17 protein-coding genes are annotated in these 17,166 nt (G+C 75.2%); 4 read left to right on the plus strand and 13 right to left on the minus strand.

Annotated elements, in window-relative coordinates:
• The 6 genes from A2U95_RS20985 to A2U95_RS21005 form a co-directional block, all read right to left on the minus strand.
• The coding region (locus A2U95_RS20985) for an LUD domain-containing protein (protein ID WP_166025618.1) at window positions 1-470 on the minus strand (470 nt) is incomplete at its 3' end.
• Window positions 467-2,047, minus strand: coding sequence for a lactate utilization protein B (locus A2U95_RS20990; RefSeq protein WP_166025620.1), 1,581 nt, complete (start codon window positions 2,045-2,047; stop codon window positions 467-469). The genes A2U95_RS20990 and A2U95_RS20985, both read right to left, overlap by 4 nt.
• Window positions 2,044-2,817, minus strand: coding sequence for a (Fe-S)-binding protein (locus A2U95_RS20995; protein WP_166025622.1), 774 nt, complete (start codon window positions 2,815-2,817; stop codon window positions 2,044-2,046). The genes A2U95_RS20990 and A2U95_RS20995 overlap by 4 nt, the downstream gene beginning before the upstream one ends.
• A 60-nt stretch (window positions 2,818-2,877) precedes the next feature.
• On the minus strand, window positions 2,878-3,612 hold the full coding sequence (locus tag A2U95_RS32815; protein ID WP_240957501.1) for a response regulator: 735 nt from the start codon (window positions 3,610-3,612) through the stop codon (window positions 2,878-2,880).
• A gap of 66 nt (window positions 3,613-3,678) precedes the next feature.
• The gene (locus A2U95_RS21000) at window positions 3,679-6,219 is read right to left on the minus strand and encodes a sensor histidine kinase (protein WP_240957502.1); all 2,541 of its coding nucleotides are present in this window, start codon (window positions 6,217-6,219) and stop codon (window positions 3,679-3,681) included.
• 130 nt (window positions 6,220-6,349) lie between these two features.
• The gene (locus tag A2U95_RS21005; RefSeq protein WP_166025624.1) at window positions 6,350-7,186 is read right to left on the minus strand and encodes an SAM-dependent methyltransferase; all 837 of its coding nucleotides are present in this window, start codon (window positions 7,184-7,186) and stop codon (window positions 6,350-6,352) included.
• A gap of 235 nt (window positions 7,187-7,421) precedes the next feature.
• On the opposite strand from A2U95_RS21005, the gene A2U95_RS21010 reads away from it, so the two are divergent.
• Both A2U95_RS21010 and A2U95_RS21015 read left to right on the plus strand, forming a co-directional pair.
• On the plus strand, window positions 7,422-8,000 hold the full coding sequence (locus A2U95_RS21010) for a DUF2087 domain-containing protein (RefSeq protein ID WP_166025626.1): 579 nt from the start codon (window positions 7,422-7,424) through the stop codon (window positions 7,998-8,000).
• An 86-nt stretch (window positions 8,001-8,086) separates the two neighbouring features.
• On the plus strand, window positions 8,087-9,082 hold the full coding sequence (locus A2U95_RS21015; protein ID WP_166025628.1) for an MBL fold metallo-hydrolase: 996 nt from the start codon (window positions 8,087-8,089) through the stop codon (window positions 9,080-9,082).
• Between the two features lie 144 nt (window positions 9,083-9,226).
• On the opposite strand, the gene A2U95_RS21020 is transcribed toward A2U95_RS21015, so the two are convergent.
• The gene (locus tag A2U95_RS21020) at window positions 9,227-9,973 is read right to left on the minus strand and encodes an SDR family NAD(P)-dependent oxidoreductase (protein WP_166025630.1); all 747 of its coding nucleotides are present in this window, start codon (window positions 9,971-9,973) and stop codon (window positions 9,227-9,229) included.
• A gap of 116 nt (window positions 9,974-10,089) precedes the next feature.
• Between A2U95_RS21020 and A2U95_RS21025 the strand changes: the two genes are divergently transcribed.
• Both A2U95_RS21025 and A2U95_RS21030 read left to right on the plus strand, forming a co-directional pair.
• The gene (locus tag A2U95_RS21025) at window positions 10,090-10,506 is read left to right on the plus strand and encodes a VOC family protein (RefSeq protein ID WP_166025632.1); all 417 of its coding nucleotides are present in this window, start codon (window positions 10,090-10,092) and stop codon (window positions 10,504-10,506) included.
• A 165-nt stretch (window positions 10,507-10,671) separates the two neighbouring features.
• The gene (locus A2U95_RS21030; RefSeq protein WP_166025634.1) at window positions 10,672-10,899 is read left to right on the plus strand and encodes a twin-arginine translocase TatA/TatE family subunit; all 228 of its coding nucleotides are present in this window, start codon (window positions 10,672-10,674) and stop codon (window positions 10,897-10,899) included.
• Here the strand turns inward: A2U95_RS21030 and mnhG are convergent, their stop codons facing one another.
• Genes mnhG through A2U95_RS21060 form a run of 6 tightly spaced genes read right to left on the minus strand, consistent with a single transcriptional unit; the run spans window position 10,900 to window position 17,005 of the window.
• Window positions 10,900-11,283 carry a monovalent cation/H(+) antiporter subunit G gene (gene mnhG, locus A2U95_RS21035; protein ID WP_166025636.1) on the minus strand — a complete coding sequence of 128 codons (384 nt, stop codon included), beginning with the start codon at window positions 11,281-11,283 and terminating at the stop codon, window positions 10,900-10,902.
• The gene (locus A2U95_RS21040; protein WP_166025638.1) at window positions 11,280-11,546 is read right to left on the minus strand and encodes an MrpF/PhaF family protein; all 267 of its coding nucleotides are present in this window, start codon (window positions 11,544-11,546) and stop codon (window positions 11,280-11,282) included. Before A2U95_RS21040 ends, mnhG begins: the two co-directional genes overlap by 4 nt.
• Window positions 11,543-12,187 carry a Na+/H+ antiporter subunit E gene (locus tag A2U95_RS21045; protein ID WP_166025640.1) on the minus strand — a complete coding sequence of 215 codons (645 nt, stop codon included), beginning with the start codon at window positions 12,185-12,187 and terminating at the stop codon, window positions 11,543-11,545. Before A2U95_RS21045 ends, A2U95_RS21040 begins: the two co-directional genes overlap by 4 nt.
• Window positions 12,184-13,704 (minus strand): proton-conducting transporter transmembrane domain-containing protein, encoded by a 1,521-nt coding sequence (locus tag A2U95_RS21050; protein WP_166025642.1) that lies wholly within the window; start codon window positions 13,702-13,704, stop codon window positions 12,184-12,186. The genes A2U95_RS21045 and A2U95_RS21050 overlap by 4 nt, the downstream gene beginning before the upstream one ends.
• Window positions 13,701-14,129, minus strand: coding sequence for a Na(+)/H(+) antiporter subunit C (locus tag A2U95_RS21055; RefSeq protein ID WP_206282998.1), 429 nt, complete (start codon window positions 14,127-14,129; stop codon window positions 13,701-13,703). The genes A2U95_RS21050 and A2U95_RS21055 overlap by 4 nt, the downstream gene beginning before the upstream one ends.
• On the minus strand, window positions 14,126-17,005 hold the full coding sequence (locus A2U95_RS21060) for a Na+/H+ antiporter subunit A (protein ID WP_166025644.1): 2,880 nt from the start codon (window positions 17,003-17,005) through the stop codon (window positions 14,126-14,128). The genes A2U95_RS21055 and A2U95_RS21060 overlap by 4 nt, the downstream gene beginning before the upstream one ends.
• Between the last annotated feature and the right edge of the window lie 161 nt (window positions 17,006-17,166).

The following is a 17,166-nucleotide window of genomic DNA, read 5'->3' on the forward strand; positions in this document are numbered from 1 at the left end:
AGGTCGACGACGCACACGTGCAGGTCGGGGACGAGGGTGAGTGCGCGGCGGCCCTGGTCCGGGGAGCCGTCGAGGAAGACGGTGCCGGTCTCCGCGCAGGTCACGGCGGAGGCGGTGACCACGCCGTCGAGCTCGCCGAGGCGGGGCGCGGGGATGTCGGCGGAGTCCCGCAGGACCTCCCCGTCGAAGGCGGTGAGCCAGGACGGGTCGAGTCCGGCGGGCACGCCGATCCGGCGGGCGCCGCGCTCGCGCAGCGCCTCGGCGACCGCCTTGGCGGTGCGGTCGGCGGTGCAGACCCGCACCCGCGCCCCGTGGCCGGCCAGGCGGCCGGTGAGGAGTTCCAGCCGTTCGGCGTCGGGGAGCGTGCGGCCGGTGCGGTAGGCGCGTTCCACCGTCACCTCGCGGGGGCCCGCCAGGGCGAGCGCGTCCCTGATCCGGCCGAGCACCGTCTCGCGTGCGGTCGCGGTCACCGTTCCTCCTCGTCGTCGTGTCCGCCGCGGGTGCGGCGGCCCTCCTCGGCGGCCGCGCGCAGGGCGGCGGCCCCCTCCTCGGAGGCCATCCAGGAGCGGAAGGTCCGCCGGGGCGGGGCGGGCAGGTCGCGGCTGTCGGTCCAGCCGTCGAAGGGCGGCGGCAGCCGGGAGATCACCTGGTCCCGTCCGGCGGCCAGCCGGAGGGGGGCGGCCGCCTTCTGCGCGGCGGCGAACAGTCCGGGCCTCCTCATCACCGCGGCGGCGGCCTTCATCGCCAGCTTCTCCGCGGTGGGGCCGGCCCGCTCGGTGTGCTGGTGCCGCAGCTCGACCAGGAGCGAGGGGATGTCGATCTTCACCGGGCAGGCGTCGAAGCACGCGCCGCAGAGGCTGGAGGCGTACGGCAGCGAGCTGTTGGGGTCGTCCTTCGTCACGTCCATGCCGGCCAGCTGAGGGGTGAGCACGGCCCCGATGGGGCCCGGGTAGGTGGAGCCGTAGGAGTGGCCGCCGGTCCGCTCGTAGACCGGACAGACGTTGAGGCAGGCCGAGCAGCGGATGCAGTGGAGCGCCTCGCGGCCGATCCGGTCGGCCAGCGCCGCGGTCCGGCCGTTGTCGAGGAGGACCAGGTGGAACTCCTCGGGCCCGTCGCCGGGGGTGACCCCGGTCCACAGCGAGGTGTAAGGGTTCATCCGCTCGCCGGTGGAGGACCGGGGCAGCAGCTGGAGGAAGACCTCCAGGTCCCGGTAGCGGGGCAGCACCTTCTCGATGCCCATCACGGTGATCAGCGTGCGGGGCAGGGTGAGGCACATCCGGCCGTTGCCCTCGGACTCCACGACCGAGAGGGTTCCGGTCTCGGCGATGCCGAAGTTGGCGCCGGAGACGGCGACCGGCACGGTCATGAACTTCTCGCGCAGGTGGGCGCGGGCGGCGGCGGCCAGGTGCGCGGGCACCGCGTCCAGGCCGGGGTCGACGCCCGGGATCGCGGCGCGGAAGATGTCCCGGATCTCCTCGCGGTTGCGGTGGATCGCCGGCACCAGGATGTGCGAGGGCCTGTCCCCGGCGAGCTGCACGATCAGCTCGGCCAGGTCGGTCTCGTGGGCCGCGATGCCCCGGCTCTCCAGGTGCTCGTTGAGGCCGGTCTCCTGGGTGGCCATCGACTTGACCTTGATGACCTCGTCGCTGCCGGTCGCCTCGACCAGCCGGGTGACGATCTCGTTGGCCTCGACGCCGTCGCGCGCCCAGTGCACCGTGCCGCCGCGCTCGGTGACCTTGCGCTCCAGCTCCTCCAGCAGCTCCGGCAGGCGGTTCATGGTGTCGGCCTTGATCGCCGCCCCGGCCTCGCGGAGCCGTTCCCAGTCGGGGAGCTCACCGGTGACGGCCAGCCGCTTGCCGCGGATGGTGCGGGTGGCCCTGGCCAGGTTGCGGCGCAGCTGCTCGTCGGCCAGCGCGTCGCGGGCGGCCCGGGGGAAGGAGCGGTCGCCGCGCAGGTTGCCGGTGCCGTGGGGCGGGCGGGGCGGGACGGCGGGCATGCCGAGGAAGACGCCGCCGGATCCGTCCGCGGGCGGGGGGCCGCTGCTCATCGGACGGCCTCCGGCCGCGGGAGCCGGTGGGGGGTGGTGCGGGTGGAGGCGAGGATCTGCGCCAGGTGCAGGGTGCGGACGCCCGCCCCGGTCCGGGAGAGGCCGCCGCCGATGTGCATCAGGCAGGAGGAGTCGCCCGCCGTGCAGACGTCGGCCCCGGTGGCGCGGACGTGGTCCGTCTTGTCCCGGAGCATGGCGGCGGACGTCCCGGCGTTCTTGAGGGCGAAGGTGCCGCCGAAGCCGCAGCAGGCGTCGGCCTGCTCCAGCTCGACCAGGTCGATCTCCTCGACGGCCCGCAGCAGCCGCAGCGGCTTGTCGCCCACCCGGAGCATCCGCAGCGAGTGGCAGGTGGGGTGGTAGGTGACCCGGTGCGGGAACCAGGCGCCGACGTCGGTGACGCCCAGGACGTCGACCAGCAGCTCGGAGAGCTCGTAGATCTTCGCCCCGACGGCGGCGACCCCGGCGCGCAGGGCGGCATCGCCGTAGCGGCCGGCGACGGCCCCGTGCTGGTGGCGGACCGAGCCGGCGCAGGAGCCGGACGGCACGACCACCGCCTCCAGCGACGGGTCGCCGAACTGCTCGGCGAAGTTCCGCACCAGGGGGACCGGCTCGCGCTGGTAGCCGGTGTTGACGTGCATCTGGCCGCAGCAGGTCTGGCCCGGCGGGAAGACCACGTCGTGGCCCAGCCGGGCGAGCAGCACGGCGGTGGCCCTCACCGCGTCGGGGAAGAGCGTGTCCCCCAGACAGGTGGCGAAGAGTCCGATCCGCATGGAACCTCCCGTCGTACGGTCCGGCCGGATCAGCCGCGGGGCACCACCGCGCCGGCCGGATCAGAGCTCGAAGCGGTACCCCATCCCCGGCTCCGTGATGAAGTGCCGGGGGTGCGAGGGGTCGGCCTCCAGCTTGCGGCGCAGCTGCGCCATGTAGACGCGCAGGTAGTTGGTCTCCCTGGTGTACGTCGGCCCCCACACCTCCTGCAGCAGCTGCTTCTGGCTGACCAGGCGCCCCGGGTTGCTGATCAGGATCTCCAGCAGGTGCCACTCGGTCGGGGTGAGCCGCACGTCCTGCCCGCCCCGGCCGACCTTCTTGGCCCTCAGGTCGACGGTGAAGTCCGCGGTCTCCACGACGCCCTCCCCACCGGGGCCGGAACCGGGCTCCCCCTCCGGGTCCGCGCGCCGCACGGCGGCCCGGACCCGTGCCATCAGCTCGTCCATGCCGAACGGCTTGGTGACGTAGTCGTCGGCCCCGGCGTCCAGCGCCGACACCTTCTCGTCGCTGCTGTGCCGCGCCGACAGGACGATCACCGGCACCCGGGTCCACCCGCGCAGCCCGCGGATCACCTCGACGCCGTCCATGTCGGGCAGCCCGAGGTCGAGCAGCACCACGTCCGGGTGCCGCTCGGCGGCCAGCCGCAGCGCCTGTCCGCCCTCCGCGGCCACGTCCACCGCGTAGTGGCGCGCCTTGAGGTTCATCACGAGCGCCCGCGCCATCTGCGCTTCGTCGTCGACCACCAGTACCCGGGTCGGCCCCGTCCTCCGGGCCGCCTCCCCCGTGCTGCGCGGCATGACGGTTCGCCTCTCTGTCTCACTCCGCTTGTCGCCCGGTGTCGCACACCGGTTCCCCCGGGGAGACTACGCGCGCTCCTCCGCGGGCGCGCCCCCGGCCGCCCCCCGGCGGGCGGCCGGCAGGGTGAGGACCATGGTCAGCCCGCCCCCGGGGGTGTCCTCCGCGGCCAGCGCTCCGCCCATCGCCTCGGCGAAGCCGCGCGCCACCGCGAGCCCGAGGCCGACCCCGACGCCGCGCGGGGCGTCCCCGAGCCGCTGGAACGGCTCGAACATCCGCTCCTTGGTCGCCTCGGGAACCCCCGGCCCCCGGTCGACCACGCGCAGCTCCACCCGGTCGCCGAGCGCGCTGGCCGAGACCCGCACGGGGGCGGGGGCCGGGCTGTACTTGACGGCGTTCTCGACGACGTTGGCGACCACCCGCTCCAGCAGTCCCGGGTCGGCGGCGACCATCGGCAGCGACTCCGGCACGTCCAGCACCACCCGCCCCGCCTGGTCCTCCGGCACCCCGCCGAGCGCCCTGGGCACCACCTCGTCCAGGTCGACCTCCCGGATCAGGGGGGTGACGGTGCCGGTGTGCAGCCGGGACATGTCCAGCAGGTTGCCGACGAGCTGGTCCAGCCGGTCGGCGCCGTCCTCGATGGCGGCCAGCAGCTCCGCCCGGTCCTCCTCGGACCACTCCACGTCCTCCGACCGCAGCGAGGAGACGGACGCCTTGATGCCCGCGAGGGGGGTGCGCAGGTCGTGGCTGACGGCGGCGAGCAGCGCGGTGCGGATCCGGTTGCCCTCGGCGAGCTCCCGGGCCCGCTCCGCCTCCCTCCGCAGCCGCTGGTGCTCCAGGGCGACGGCGGCCTGCGCCCCGAAGGCGGCCAGCACCCGGCGGTCCCCGGCGGGCAGCACCCGGCCGGACAGGGCGAGCGCCATCCGGTCGCCGACCGGCACGTCCACGTCGGCGTCCTCCGGCCGGGCCGCCACCGGGCCCGGCCCCACGCTGCCCGCGCAGGTCCAGCGGGCGTCCGCGTCCTCGCGTTCCAGCAGGGCCGCCGACTCCATGGAGAAGGTCTCGCGGACCCGCTCCAGCAGCGCCTGCGGGCCCGTGCCGCCGCGCAGCAGGCTGCCCGCGAGGTAGGAGAGGATCTCCGCCTCGGCCCGCAGCCGGACGGCCTGCTGGGTGCGCCGGGCCGCCAGGTCGACGGCGGAGGCCACCGACGCGGCGACCGCGACGAAGACCACCAGGGCCAGCACGTTGCGCGGCTCGGAGATGCTGAGGGTGCCGGCGGGCGGGGTGAAGAACCAGTTGAGCAGCAGGGTGCCGACCGCCGCGGAGGCCAGGGCGGGCAGCAGCCCGCCCAGCAGGGCGGCGGCGACGGTCAGGCCGAGGAAGAGCAGCATCTCGTTGGCCAGGCCGATGTGGCCGCCCACGCCCGCCCCCAGCAGCAGGAGGGTGAGCAGCACCGGTCCGGCCACGCCGGTCACCCAGCCGGCCACGGTCCGGGGCCGGCCGAGGTGGCTTCCCCGGGCCATCGGCAGGCCGCGGCCCTTGCCCGCCTCGGCGTGGGTGACCAGGTGGACGTCGATGTCGGGCCCCGAGTCGCGGGCGACGGTGGCGCTGACGCCGGGACCGAGGACGTACTGCCAGGCCTTGCGGCGGGAGACGCCCAGCACGATCTGGGTGGCGTTGACGCCGCGGGCGAACTCCAGGAGCGCGGTGGGGACGTCCTCGCCGACGACGTGGTGGAAGGTGCCGCCGAGCTCCTCGACCAGGGTGCGCTGGAGGGCGAGCTCCCGCGGCGGGGCGGACGGCAGGCCGTCACGGCTGGCGATGTGCACGGCCAGCACCTCGCCGCCGGCGCCCTTCTCGGCGAGCCGGGCGGCCCGTCTCATCAGCGTGCGGCCCTCCGGACCGCCGGTCAGACCGACCACGATCCGCTCGCGGGACCCCCAGACGGCGGAGACCCGGTGCTCGCTGCGGTAACGGGTCAGGTACTCGTCGACCCGGTCGGCGACCCACAGCAGCGCGAGTTCGCGCAGCGCGGTGAGGTTGCCGAGGCGGAAGTAGTGGGAGACCTGGGCGTCGATCCGGTCCGGCGGATACACGTTGCCGTGCGCCAGGCGGCGGCGCAGCGCCGGCGGCGACATGTCGACCAGCTCGATCTGGTCGGCGCGGCGGACCATCTCGTCCGGCACGGTCTCCGGCTCCCGCACGCCGGTGATCGACTCGACGAGGTCGCCGAGCGACTCCAGGTGCTGAATGTTGACGGTGGTGATCACCTCGATCCCGGCGTCGAGGAGTTCGGCGACGTCCTGCCACCGCTTGGCGTGCCGCCCGCCGGGGGCGTTGGTGTGCGCCAGGTCGTCCACCAGGGCGACGGCGGGCGCGCGGCGCAGCACCGCGGGCACGTCGACCTCCCCGTCGGCCCGGCGCGCCACCGCCTCCAGCCCGTCCAGCCGCTGCGCGGTGCGGGGGCGGTCGCGGTGCTCCACGGCGGCGACCACGCAGTCCGTGCCGCGCCCGGCCCGGCGGTGCGCCTCGTCGAGCATCGCGCAGGTCTTGCCGACGCCGGGTGCGGCGCCCAGGTAGATGCGGAGCCTTCCGCGCGCGGGGGTCATGGGGCTCGTGCCTCGGCCTTCCGGTGTCGTCCTGCGGTGCTGGGGCTCCCCCGGCGCCCTCTGCGATTGTCCGGCACGACGGCCCGCCGGGTGGCGCCCGGGTCCTCGCGGGCCGCCCGGCCGGTCCGGGTCAGGCCTTGCGGGCGACCGCCGCGTAGGTGGAGCTGATGCTGTCCCCCTGGCCCGGCACCGGCTCGCCCAGCTCGGGACGCCACTGCTCGGCCAGGACCACGCCCGGCTCCACCAGCTCGAGCCCGTCGAAGAACCGCGCGAACTGCTCGCGGCCGCGCGGGCTGAAGCTGTAGCCGCGGGCCGCGGCCGTGCCGGTCGCCTCCCGGACCTCCTCCTCGGAGTAGAAGTCGGTGGTGAAGTGGGACATCACCAGGTGGCTCCCGGGCGTCATGGTCTCCTTGACCCGGTCGACCAGCCGGGCCGCGCCGTCCTCGTCGCTGACGAAGTGGAGCAGCGCGATCAGCGAGACGGCGACCGGCCGGCCGAAGTCCAGGACCTCGGCGGCCCGCTCGAGGACGACGTCGATCTCGCGGGCGTCCGCGTGCAGGAACTCGACGGCCCCCTCGGGCGTGCCGTGCAGCAGGGCCTCGGCGTGGGCCAGGACGATCGGGTCGTTGTCGCAGTAGACCACCCGGGCGTCGGGGGCGGCCGCCTGGGCGATCTGGTGCAGGTTGGGCTCGGTCGGTATGCCGGTGCCGATGTCCAGGAACTGCCGGACGCCCTGCTGCGCCAGCCAGCGGGTGGAGCGGTGCATGAAGCCGCGGTTCATCTTCGCCATCAGCGGCAGGTGCGGCTCGATCCTGAGCATGTGCCGGGCCAGCTCCTCGTCGACCGGGTAGTTGTCCTTGCCTCCGAGCATCCAGTCGTACATCCGGGCCGGATGGGGCTTGCTGGTGTCGATCGTGGTGATGGCGCGGGCGCCGGGGGTGCCGGCCGTGCTGTCCGCTCCGGACATGAGGACTCCCGTGGGTCGGCGAGCTGTGGGCAACTGGCGGGGATTCTAGGCGTGTTGCGCGGGCGTCCGCCCTCCGGTCGGGTGGGGCGGCGGCGTCCGCCGGCCGGTACGGGCGGCGCGCGCCGCGCCGTGGGAGCAGGGACGCCCGCCGAAAAGGTGAGGCGGCCGGCGCCGCCGGCGGGCGATGACCGGGGTTCCGCCGACCCGTCGGACCGCCGTCAGGAAGGACCCCGCCATGTCCCCCACGCCCTCGGACGCCCCCGATCTGACCCGCCTGCTCGCCGACGGGACCCGGGCCCGGGTCTTCGCCGCCGTCACGCTCGGGGCGCGCACCGCCGCCGAGGCCGCGGAGCGGGCGGGGGTGCGGCCCGAGGAGGCCGTGCGGGCCGTGCGGCGGCTGGTGGACGGCGGGGCGCCGGCGCGGGGCCCGGCCGGGCTCGCGGTGGCGTACGACCGCTTCCGTGAGGCCGTCCGCCGCCCGGCGGCCCCGGCCGTGGACCACGGCACGGGGGACGCGTCCACCGAGGCGCTGCTGGGCACCTTCGTCCGCGGCGGCCGTCTGGTGCGGCTCCCGGCCCGCTGGGACCGCAAGCGGCAGGTGCTGCGGCACGTCGCGGAGCGGTCCTTCGACGTCGGCGTCGACCACCCGGAACGCGCGGTCGACGAGCGCCTCGCCGCCTGGTGCGCGCAGGACTCCCCGGTCGACCACGTGACCCTCCGCCGCCACCTGGTCGACCTCGGACACCTCGAGCGCCGGGACGGCGTCTACCGCCGCCCGGCCGCGACGCCGGGTTCCGCCGGTCCCGCGAGCTGACCGCGCGCCCGCGCCGGGGGCTACTTCCGGCCAACCGCCGCCCGGCGCGGTGGTGGAACTCGCCCGCGTCTGCATAATCGCCTGGCATGACGATCACGCGCGGAGCGCCCCTGACGGAGATCGGCCCGGGGCTGTACGCCCTGCTGCCGGGCCGGCGTGGCTGGGGGCTGGCCAACTGCGGGCTGCTGGTCGGCAGGGACTCCGCGCTGTGGATCGACAGTCCTTACGACCGGCGGCTCGCCGAGCGGTTCCTGGCGGCGAGCCGCGAGCGGCTGTCCCCGGGGGCGGACGTCGACCGGGTGGTCGTGACCCACACCAACGGCGACCACCTGTGGGGCGCCTGCGTACTGCCGGACGCGGAGGTCGTGGCCACCGAGGAGGCCCGGACGCACCTGTGTCTGGAGCCCACGCCGGACCAACTGCGGTCACTGGCGGGGGCGGTGAACCCGGCGACGCCGTGGGGCGCCTACGTGGTGCGGCACTTCGGGGCCTTCGACTGGTCGGCCACCGAGGTCCCGCCCGTCACCACGACGTTCACCGGCGCGCTGGAGCTCACGGTGGGCGGGTTCCCGGTGCGTCTCGCCTCGCTGCCGCCCGGGCACACCGCCGGCGACCTGTTCGTGCACCTGCCGGAGCAGGGCGTGGTGTTCACCGGTGACGCGGTGTTCGGCAGCACGGCCGCGACGCCGGGGGACCACCCGTCGCACTGGGCGGGTCCGCTGAGCAACCTGATCGACTCCTGCGAGCGGTTCCTGGCCACCGGGGCGCGGACCTTCGTGCCCGGTCACGGCCCCGTGCTCGACGCCGCCGGGATCAAGGAGCACATCGGGTACCTCGAGTACGTCGCCGAGCGCGCGCACGCCTTCCACGCGGCCGGGGTCCCCGCCGCGGAAGCCGCGCGCCGGGTGATCGCCGAGCGCAACTACCCCGAACTCGGCCTGCCCGAGCGGCTGGTGATCACGATCGGCAGCGAGTACCGCGTCCTGGACGGCGACGGCCACCCGGAGATGCTGCCCATCATGCGGCAGGTCGCCCAGCTGGCCTGGGACCTGGCCGGCGACGGCGCCGCGCCCGGCGGCTGAGGCCCCACCGCTCCGGGTCCGGACACGGCCGGGGCCGCCGGCCGTCTCCTTCCGGCAGACGGCCGTGGGCGTCCTGCGGCACGCGGAGCCCGGTCCGGGGAACGCGCTCCCGCGGTGACGGGGCGTCGGTCCGCCGGACGGGACCTACCGTCCGCCCGCCACCCGCAGCACCGCGCCCGTCGTGTAGGACGCGTCGTCCGACATCAGCCAGGCGACCGCGCCGGCGATCTCCTCCGGCCGGGCCGACCGGCCCATCGGCGTGTTCTCCCCCATCCAGGCGGGCCGCTGCGGGTCCTGGTGGAACTCGGTCCACACCGTGCCCGGCGCGACGCAGTTGACGCGGATCCCGTCGGCGGCGACCTCCTTGGCCAGGCCCACCGTCATCGTGTCCACCGCCGCCTTGGCCGCCGCGTAGTGGACGTACTCGCCGGGGCTGCCCAGGGTCGCCGCCGCGGAGGAGATGTTGACGATCGCGCCGCCCGCGCCCGCCGTCATGTCGCGGACCGCGCGCCGGGCGCAGAGCAGATAGCCGAGGACGTTGACGCCCAGCGCGTCCCGCATGCCCTCGGGGTCCGCGTCGGCGAGCCGGCCCACCGGGCCGCTGACCCCCGCGTTGTTCACCAGGCCCGTGACCGCGCCCAGCCGCTCGGCCGCGGTGTCGAACAGCCGGTCCACCGAGGCCGCCTCGGAGGTGTCCACCGCCACCGGCACCGCCCGGGCGCCCAGCGCGGCGGCCTCGGCGGCCACCCGCTCGGCGGCGTCCGCGCCGGAGCGGTAGCCGATCACGAGGTCGTGTCCCTCGGCGGCGAGACGGCGGCAGACCGCCGCTCCGATGCCGCGGCTGCCTCCGGTGACGACGGTGATCCTGCGTTCGGATGTCATGCCGGTCATGATGGCAGGCCGCTGCGCGCACGACCTCCCTTGATCACGAACCTGTGGAACCCACCCCGTCCGGACAGGTGTGCGGGCTAGCCTGACAGCCCGTCACCGACGAAGGGATGTCACCCGTGCAGGTCAGCATGGTGGGAACCGCGTACGCCGCCGAGAACCCGGCCCGGGCCGCCGCCTGGTTCGCCGAGCACTTCGGGTTCAAGGTGAACGTCGACCTCGGCTGGTACGTGAACACCCAGCACCCCGGCCACCCTCGGCTCAGCCTCGACTTCGTCCGGCGCGACCACGACTCCTGGCCGGCGGCCACCCGCGGCAGGGAGATCACCGGCGCGCTGCTGGCCTTCCTGGTGGAGGACGTGGACGCCGAGTTCGAACGGCTGCGCGCGGCCGGCGCCGAGATCGTGCTGGACCCGGTGACCGAGCCGTGGGGGCAGCGGCGGTTCCAGGTGGCGGCCCCGGACGGGCTGCTGGTCGAGGTGCTCCAGACGGTCGCCCCGGACCCGGAGTGGCTGAAGGCCAACGGCCTGGGCTGAACCGGGAGCCGGACGGGCCGCCGGACGGCCCCGGCGGGAGGGGCCGGCGGAGGCGGGCCGCGGGGAGGGGACCGGCGGGCATGGGCAGACCGCGCCCGGCCGGGTAGATTCTCCGGCGGCACGGCCCCCGCCGCGCCCCGCCCTCCCCTCACGAAACGGGATCCCATGTTCGGACTGAGCGAGCTCGCCGTCATCCTGCTCGTCGTCGCCGCGGTCCTCGCGGTGAAGCGGCTGCCGGACCTGACCCGGTCCATGGGGAAGTCGGCCCGCATCCTCAAGGCGGAGTCGCGCGCGCTGAAGGACCGGACCGCGCCCGGCGAGCCCAGGACCGTCCGGGGCGAGGTCGTCGACCGCGACACCGCCGGGCGGCGGGACCGGGCCGCCGGCGCCTGATCAGCCGCCGTCCGCGTCCGGCCGCCGCTCCTCCGGCGGCAGCCGCTCCTCCGGCGGCAGCCGCCGGGCCAGCGCGTCCTCGGTGAGCGACTTCCCGGCCAGCGCGGACGTCCGGTAGGCGGTGCGTCCCACGATCTGCCCGGTCACCGGGATGGTGAGCAGCTGGAACAGCGCCACCAGGGCCAGCGGCGCCGCGTACCGGGGCGCGTTCTGCAGGGCCGCGCCCAGCAGGATCAGCAGCAGCCCCAGCGTCTGCGCCTTGGCCGCCGCGTGCTGCCGGCCCACGGCGTCGGGGAAGCGGAGCACGCCGACCGAGGCCAGCAGGCAGAACACCGCCCCGGCGATCAGCAGCACCGCCGAGACCACGTCCAGGACGGCGCTCACCGCATCCCCTCCCGCTCCTCCACCAGGTGCGCCGCCGTGACGGAGCCGACGAAGGCCAGCAGGGTCACGGCGAGCAGCACCGGCAGCCCGGTGCCGTCCTCCCGCCGGGCGGCCTCCGCGGCGATGCCGGCCGCGAACAGGGTGACCAGCACGTCCAGGGTGACGATCCGGTCCAGCACCCCCGGCCCGATCACCAGCCGGACCACCGTCAGCAGGGCGGACAGGCCGAGGAGCAGGAACACGACGTAGTAGACGGCGGTCACGAGTCGTCCTTCCGTGACGTCGGGGAGGGGCCGGAGGAGCCGGAGGGACCGGAAGGGCCCGGGGGTTCGGAGGGGCCCGGGGGTTCGGAGGGGCCAGGGGGTTCGGAGGGGCCAGGGGGGCCGGAGGCGGACGGGGCGTCCTGGTCGCGGCCCAGCGCGGCCACCAGCCGCCGTTCGTTCTCCAGCAGTCTCCGGCGCGCGTCCTCCGCCTCGCCGGAGGCGACGACCAGCAGGACGTGGACGTAGAGGACGCCGCGGTGGCGGTCGATCTCCAGCACGAGGCTGCCGGGCGAGACGTTGACGAGCAGGGTCGCGAGGGTGACCAGCAGGTCGCTGTCGGCGGTGAGGGGGAGCTCCACGATCGCGGCCCGCACCCGGGGCCCGTGCCGCAGGGCGGCCCAGCCGACCGCGGTGGCGGAGACCACCAGGTCGCCGGCCGTCCGCGCGCACAGGCCCAGCAGCCGCAGCGGGCGCACGGTGATCTGCGGGGAGACGCCGGGGAAGCGGGAGACGGCGAGGACCGCCACCGCGACCAGCAGGCCGCCGAGGACCACCAGCGGGCTCGGCGTCGACCAGAGCAGGATCCACAGCAGCCACAGCCACAGCAGCGAGGGCAGCCTGCGCAGCAGGGAGCGGTTCACCGGCCCGCCCCTTCCCCGACCAGCACCGCGTCCCGGTAACCGGCGGGCCGCACCAGTTCGGTGGCCGCCCGCTCGCCCATGTCGGCCAGCGGTCCCGCGGCCGCCGCGAGGCCCAGGCCGGTGAGGGTCATGGCGACGGCGGCGGACATGGTGAGCACCACGCCGGGCCGGCGGCGCAGCCGGAGCGGTTCGCCCAGTCCCGGGGAGAACGCGCCGCGCCAGACGCGGACCATCGCGTACAGGGTGAGCACGCTGGTGACCAGGGCCGCCCCGGCCAGCAGGTAGGCCGCGACCCCGCCGTGCGCGGCGGCGGCCCGCAGCAGGGCGAACTTGGCGACGAAGCCGGACAGCGGGGGGATTCCCGCCATGCTGAGTCCTCCGACCAGGAAGAGCAGCGCGGTGACGCCGTGCACCCGGCGGGCGCCCTCGCCGCGTTCCATCCGGGAGAGTTCGGCGGTCCCGGCGGCGTTGACGATCAGGCCGGCGACCAGGAACAGGGTGGCCTGCGCGGTGATGTGGTGGAGGATGTACAGGATGGTGCCGGTCAGCCCGGCGACGTCGGAGAGCGCCAGCCCGAAGATCATGAAGCCGACGTGGCTGACCAGGGTGAACGACAGCAGGCGGTTGATGTCGTCCTGGGCGATGGCGCCGAGGATGCCCACCAGCATGGTGGCCACCGCCAGCACGGCCGCCACCCACCAGCTCCCGTCGCGGGGGAAGACCAGGCTCTCGGTGCGCACCATGGCGTAGACGCCGACCTTGGTGAGCAGCGCGGCGAAGACCGCGGTGATCGGGGCGGGCGCGGTCGGATAGCTGTCGGGCAGCCAGAAGTGCAGCGGGACGACGGCGGCCTTGATCCCGAAGACGACCAGCAGCATCAGGCTGAGCGCGGTGCGCAGGCCGGGCGGCAGGCGTTCCGCCTGGACGGCGAGGTCGGCGAGGTTGACGGTGCCGAGGGCGGAGTACACCAGGCCGAGGGCGGTGAGGAACAGCAGCGAGGAGGTCAGGCTGGTGATGACGTAGGTCATGCCGGCGCGGACCCGCCCGGCTCCCGCGTCCAGGGTGATCAGGACGTAGGAGGCGGAGAGCAGCATCTCGAAGGCGACGAACAGGTTGAACAGGTCGCCGGCCAGGAACGCCAGCGCGATCCCGGCCACCAGCACCAGGTACGACGGGTGGTACGGCACGGTGATGCCGGGCCCGCGGTCGGCGTTGTCCTGGCCGACGGCGAAGAGCAGCACCGCGAGGGCGACCAGCACGGCGAGGGCGAGCAGCATCGCGGCGAGCAGGTCGGCGACGAGCACCACGCCGAGCGGCGGGGCCCAGTCCCCGGCGCGCACCACGATGGTGCCGTCGCGCTCGACGACGGCCAGCAGGGCGATCGCGTCGGCCAGGACCAGGGCCAGCGCGGTGAGGGTGACCGTCCGCTGCCGGTCGGTGCTGGCGGAGACGATCAGGGAGAGCCCGGCGGCGAGCAGCGGCACCAGGACCGGGAGGGCGACCAGGGCGAGCCTCATCCGGCGTCCCTCCGGTCCTCGGGCGGCAGGTGCGGAGCGGGGTCGTCGTCGGCGCGTTCGGCGACGTCTCCGATGCGGCGGTCCTCGGGGTCGTTCTGCACCTCGTCGTGGCCGGTCAGCCGCCAGGACCGGTGGGAGAGGGCGAGCAGGAAGGTGGTGACGCCGAAGGTGATGACGATGGCGGTGAGCGCCATCGCCTGCGGCAGCGGGTCGGAGTAGGCGTCGACGTCGACGTCCGGGCCGCCGCCGGTGATGGGCGGTTCGCCGAGCGGTCCGCCGGCTTCGAGGAGCAGCAGGTTGGCGCCGTGGCCGAGCAGGATGATGCCGAGCACGATCCGCATCAGCGAACGCTGCAGCAGCAGGTGGACCCCGGCCGCGAAGAGGGCGCCGACGACCAGCGCCATGGTGACGTCGAGGCTGGTCACGCGCGCCTCCCGCCGGCCGCGCCGGTGCCGGTGCCGAGCTTGGGGACGGGCGCGCGCAGCGAGGTGCCGGCCGCCGAGAGGAGGGTCAGGATGACTCCCAGGATGAGCAGGTAGACGCCGATGTCGAAGACGAGGCTGCTGGAGGTCTTCACCTGGCCGAGCAGCGGCAGGTGGAAGCTCCACAGGGTGCTGGTGAGCGGCGGCCGGCCGAGGGCGAGCGGGGCGATGGCGGTGGCCGCGGCGAGGGTGAGGCCCGCGCCGATCAGGTGGCCGGGGCGGACGCGGATCGCGTGCTCGACGTCGGTGGGACCGCCGACCAGGTAGCGGAGGATGAACGCCTGCCCGGCGACCAGTCCGCCGGAGAAGCCGCCTCCGGGCCGGTAGTGGCCGGAGAGCAGCAGGAAGAGGGAGACGACCAGGATGGAGGGGAAGAGCAGCCGGGTGACGACCTCCATCAGCACCGACCGTTCGGCCCCGAGCAGGTCGGTGCTGCCGGGCAGCCAGTGTTCGCGGGGCTCGTCCCAGCGGGCCGTGGGGGACCCGGCGGAATCCGTGATGACGTCGGGGGCGGCGCGGCGCCTGCCGTCGGACCGGTCCACGGTCTGCGCGCCCAGCCGGATCAGGCTGATGACGCCGAGGGCGGTGACCATCAGCACGGCGATCTCGCCCATGGTGTCCAGCGCGCGGAAGTCGACCACGATCGCGTTGACGACGTTCTCGCCGCCGGTCTCGCCGACCCGGCGCAGGTAGTCGCCGGCCGGCCCGGCGTTGTCGCGGCCCTGCGGGGCGGTCAGCGCGAACCCGGCGACGAAGCCGCCCACCAGGAGGGCGACCGCGGCCCGGCCCAGGCGTCCCGGCCAGGTCTGCGTGGCGGGGGTGAAGCGGGGCGGCATGCGGCGCAGCACCAGCACCACGACGACCAGGGTGAGGGACTCCACCAGGAACTGGGTGAGCGCCAGGTCGGGCGCCCCCTGCACCACGAACAGTCCGGCCACCGCGTAGCCGACGGCGCCGGTGACCAGGACGGCGGCCAGCCGGTGCTTGAGCACCGCGGCGCCCGCGGCGGCGATCACCACGGTGAGCGCCAGGGGCAGTTCGGCGGGCGTCCACCAGGCGCGCACCTGGTCCAGCGGCGGCATGGCGTGCAGCATGGCGATGGACGGCAGCACCACGACGGTGAGCAGGATGGCGGTGAGGTAGAGGGGCAGGGAGCCGACCTGGGTGTACCGGGTGAACACCACGGCGCCGTGGTGCAGGGCGATCATGCCGCGCCGGTAGCACCACTCGGCGTCCGGCAGCCGGGGAAGCCGGTGCAGCAGCCGGGAGAAGGGACGGCGCGCGGCGTGCAGGGCGAGTCCCAGCACCACGATCAGCAGCGCCAGCCACACCACCGGGGTCCAGCCGTGCCAGAGCGCCGCGTGGAAGGGCTTGCCGGAGGGCTCCGGGTACAGGTCGGCGTACGGGGCGCTCAGCGCGTCGACCACCGGGTGTCCGAGGCCCGCGGCGAGGCCGAGCACGGAGAGCACGGCGGCGGGGGCGAGGAAGGCCGGGTGGGGAGGGCGCGCGGGCCGCCGCGCCCTGCCGTCCCGCTTCGTCGCGAACCCGCCCTGGAGGAAGCGCGCGGTGTAGGTGACGGTCAGCACCGAGCCCAGGCAGAGGGCGGCCGCCGCCCACGCCGCGCCGGTGAGGTGGCCGTGCAGCACGGCCTCCAGGGCGCCGTCCTGGGCGATCCAGCCCACCGTGGGCGGCAGTTTGGCCATGGACGCGCCGGCCAGCAGCGCCACCACGGCGACGGCGGGCAGCGTGCGGCCGAGGCCGGACAGTTCGCGCAGGTCGCGGGTGCCGGTCTGGTGGTCGACCACGCCGACCACCATGAACAGGGCGCCCTTGAACAGGGCGTGGGAGAGCAGCAGCACCGCCCCGGCGAGCGCGCCGGTGCGGGTGCCCATGCCGAACAGTGCGGTCATCATGCCGAGTTCGCTGACCGTGCCGTAGGCCAGCAGCCGCTTCATGTCGGTCTCGCGCAGTGCCCGCCAGGCCCCGACCACCAGGGTGTACAGCCCGACCGTCAGCACCAGCGGCCGCCAGGGCGCGGTGTCGGCGAAGCCGGGGGCCAGCCGGGCGACCAGGTAGACGCCCGCCTTGACCATGGTCGCGGCGTGCAGGTAGGCGCTGACCGAGGTGGGCGCGGCCATCGCGGCGGGCAGCCAGGCGTGCAGCGGGAACTGCGCGGACTTGGCGAACGCGCCGACCAGGATCAGCACCAGGGCCGTCGTCACCGTCACGCCGGGCGGGGGCGGGTCGGCGAGCAGGGCGGAGATCCGGTAGGTGCCGGCCGCCTGGCCCAGCATCACCAGGCCGAACAGCATGGCGAGTCCGCCGGCGACGGTGGTGAGCAGGGCCTGTTCGGCGGCCCGCTGCCGGTCGCCGCCCTCGCGGCGTCCGGCGATCAGCAGGAAGGAGGCGATGCTGGTCAGTTCCCAGAAGACGTACAGCAGCAGGAGGTGGTCGGCGAGGACCAGGCCCAGCATCACCGCGGCGAACGCCAGCAGCAGTCCGGCCTCCCGGCCGTGGCCGAGGTGGTGGTAGAAGGCGCCGTAGGTCATCACGGCGACGCCGATGCCGGTGATCACCAGGGCCATCAGCAGGGCCAGCGGGTCGAGGCGCAGCGCGATCTCCAGGCCGAGCGCCGGGGACCAGGCGTAGGTCTCGGTGTACGTCGTGCCGTCCAGGACGGACGCCGTCCGGGTGAGCAGCCAGGCCAGGGAGCCGGCGAGCGCCAGGGCGGCGGCCGCCCACACACCGCGGCCGATGCCCCGGGCGGCCGCGGGCAGCACGGCGGCGCACGCCAGCAGCGAGAGCACGACGACGAGCACGCGACCTCCGGACGCTGGGCGGTGTGCCTCCGGTTCCCTGTCCGTTCCACCCTTAACGTCCTGGTCGCGCGCCGCCTCCCGCACTGCCCTACATGGCGTAGGCGTCCGCCCCCGCCGGGGCGGCGGGAGGCCGGCGGCGGGGCGCCGGCCTCCCGCCGCCG

The sequence above is a fragment of the Streptomyces chilikensis genome, assembly GCF_001642695.1.
Lineage (GTDB): Bacteria > Actinomycetota > Actinomycetes > Streptomycetales > Streptomycetaceae > Streptomyces > Streptomyces chilikensis.

Bases quoted from the DNA above. Each gene is read 5' to 3' on its own strand.
- A2U95_RS20995 (WP_166025622.1), bottom strand. From the start codon at position 2,817: ATGCGGATCGGACTCTTCGCCACCTGTCTGGGGGACACGCTCTTCCCC.
- A2U95_RS20990 (WP_166025620.1), bottom strand. From the start codon at position 2,047: ATGAGCAGCGGCCCCCCGCCCGCGGACGGATCCGGCGGCGTCTTCCTC.
- A2U95_RS21010 (WP_166025626.1), top strand. From the start codon at position 7,422: ATGTCCCCCACGCCCTCGGACGCCCCCGATCTGACCCGCCTGCTCGCC.
- A2U95_RS21005 (WP_166025624.1), bottom strand. From the start codon at position 7,186: ATGTCCGGAGCGGACAGCACGGCCGGCACCCCCGGCGCCCGCGCCATC.
- A2U95_RS21000 (WP_240957502.1), bottom strand. From the start codon at position 6,219: ATGACCCCCGCGCGCGGAAGGCTCCGCATCTACCTGGGCGCCGCACCC.
- A2U95_RS21020 (WP_166025630.1), bottom strand. From the start codon at position 9,973: ATGACCGGCATGACATCCGAACGCAGGATCACCGTCGTCACCGGAGGC.
- A2U95_RS21050 (WP_166025642.1), bottom strand. From the start codon at position 13,704: ATGAGGCTCGCCCTGGTCGCCCTCCCGGTCCTGGTGCCGCTGCTCGCC.
- A2U95_RS21030 (WP_166025634.1), top strand. From the start codon at position 10,672: ATGTTCGGACTGAGCGAGCTCGCCGTCATCCTGCTCGTCGTCGCCGCG.
- A2U95_RS21015 (WP_166025628.1), top strand. From the start codon at position 8,087: ATGACGATCACGCGCGGAGCGCCCCTGACGGAGATCGGCCCGGGGCTG.
- A2U95_RS32815 (WP_240957501.1), bottom strand. From the start codon at position 3,612: ATGCCGCGCAGCACGGGGGAGGCGGCCCGGAGGACGGGGCCGACCCGG.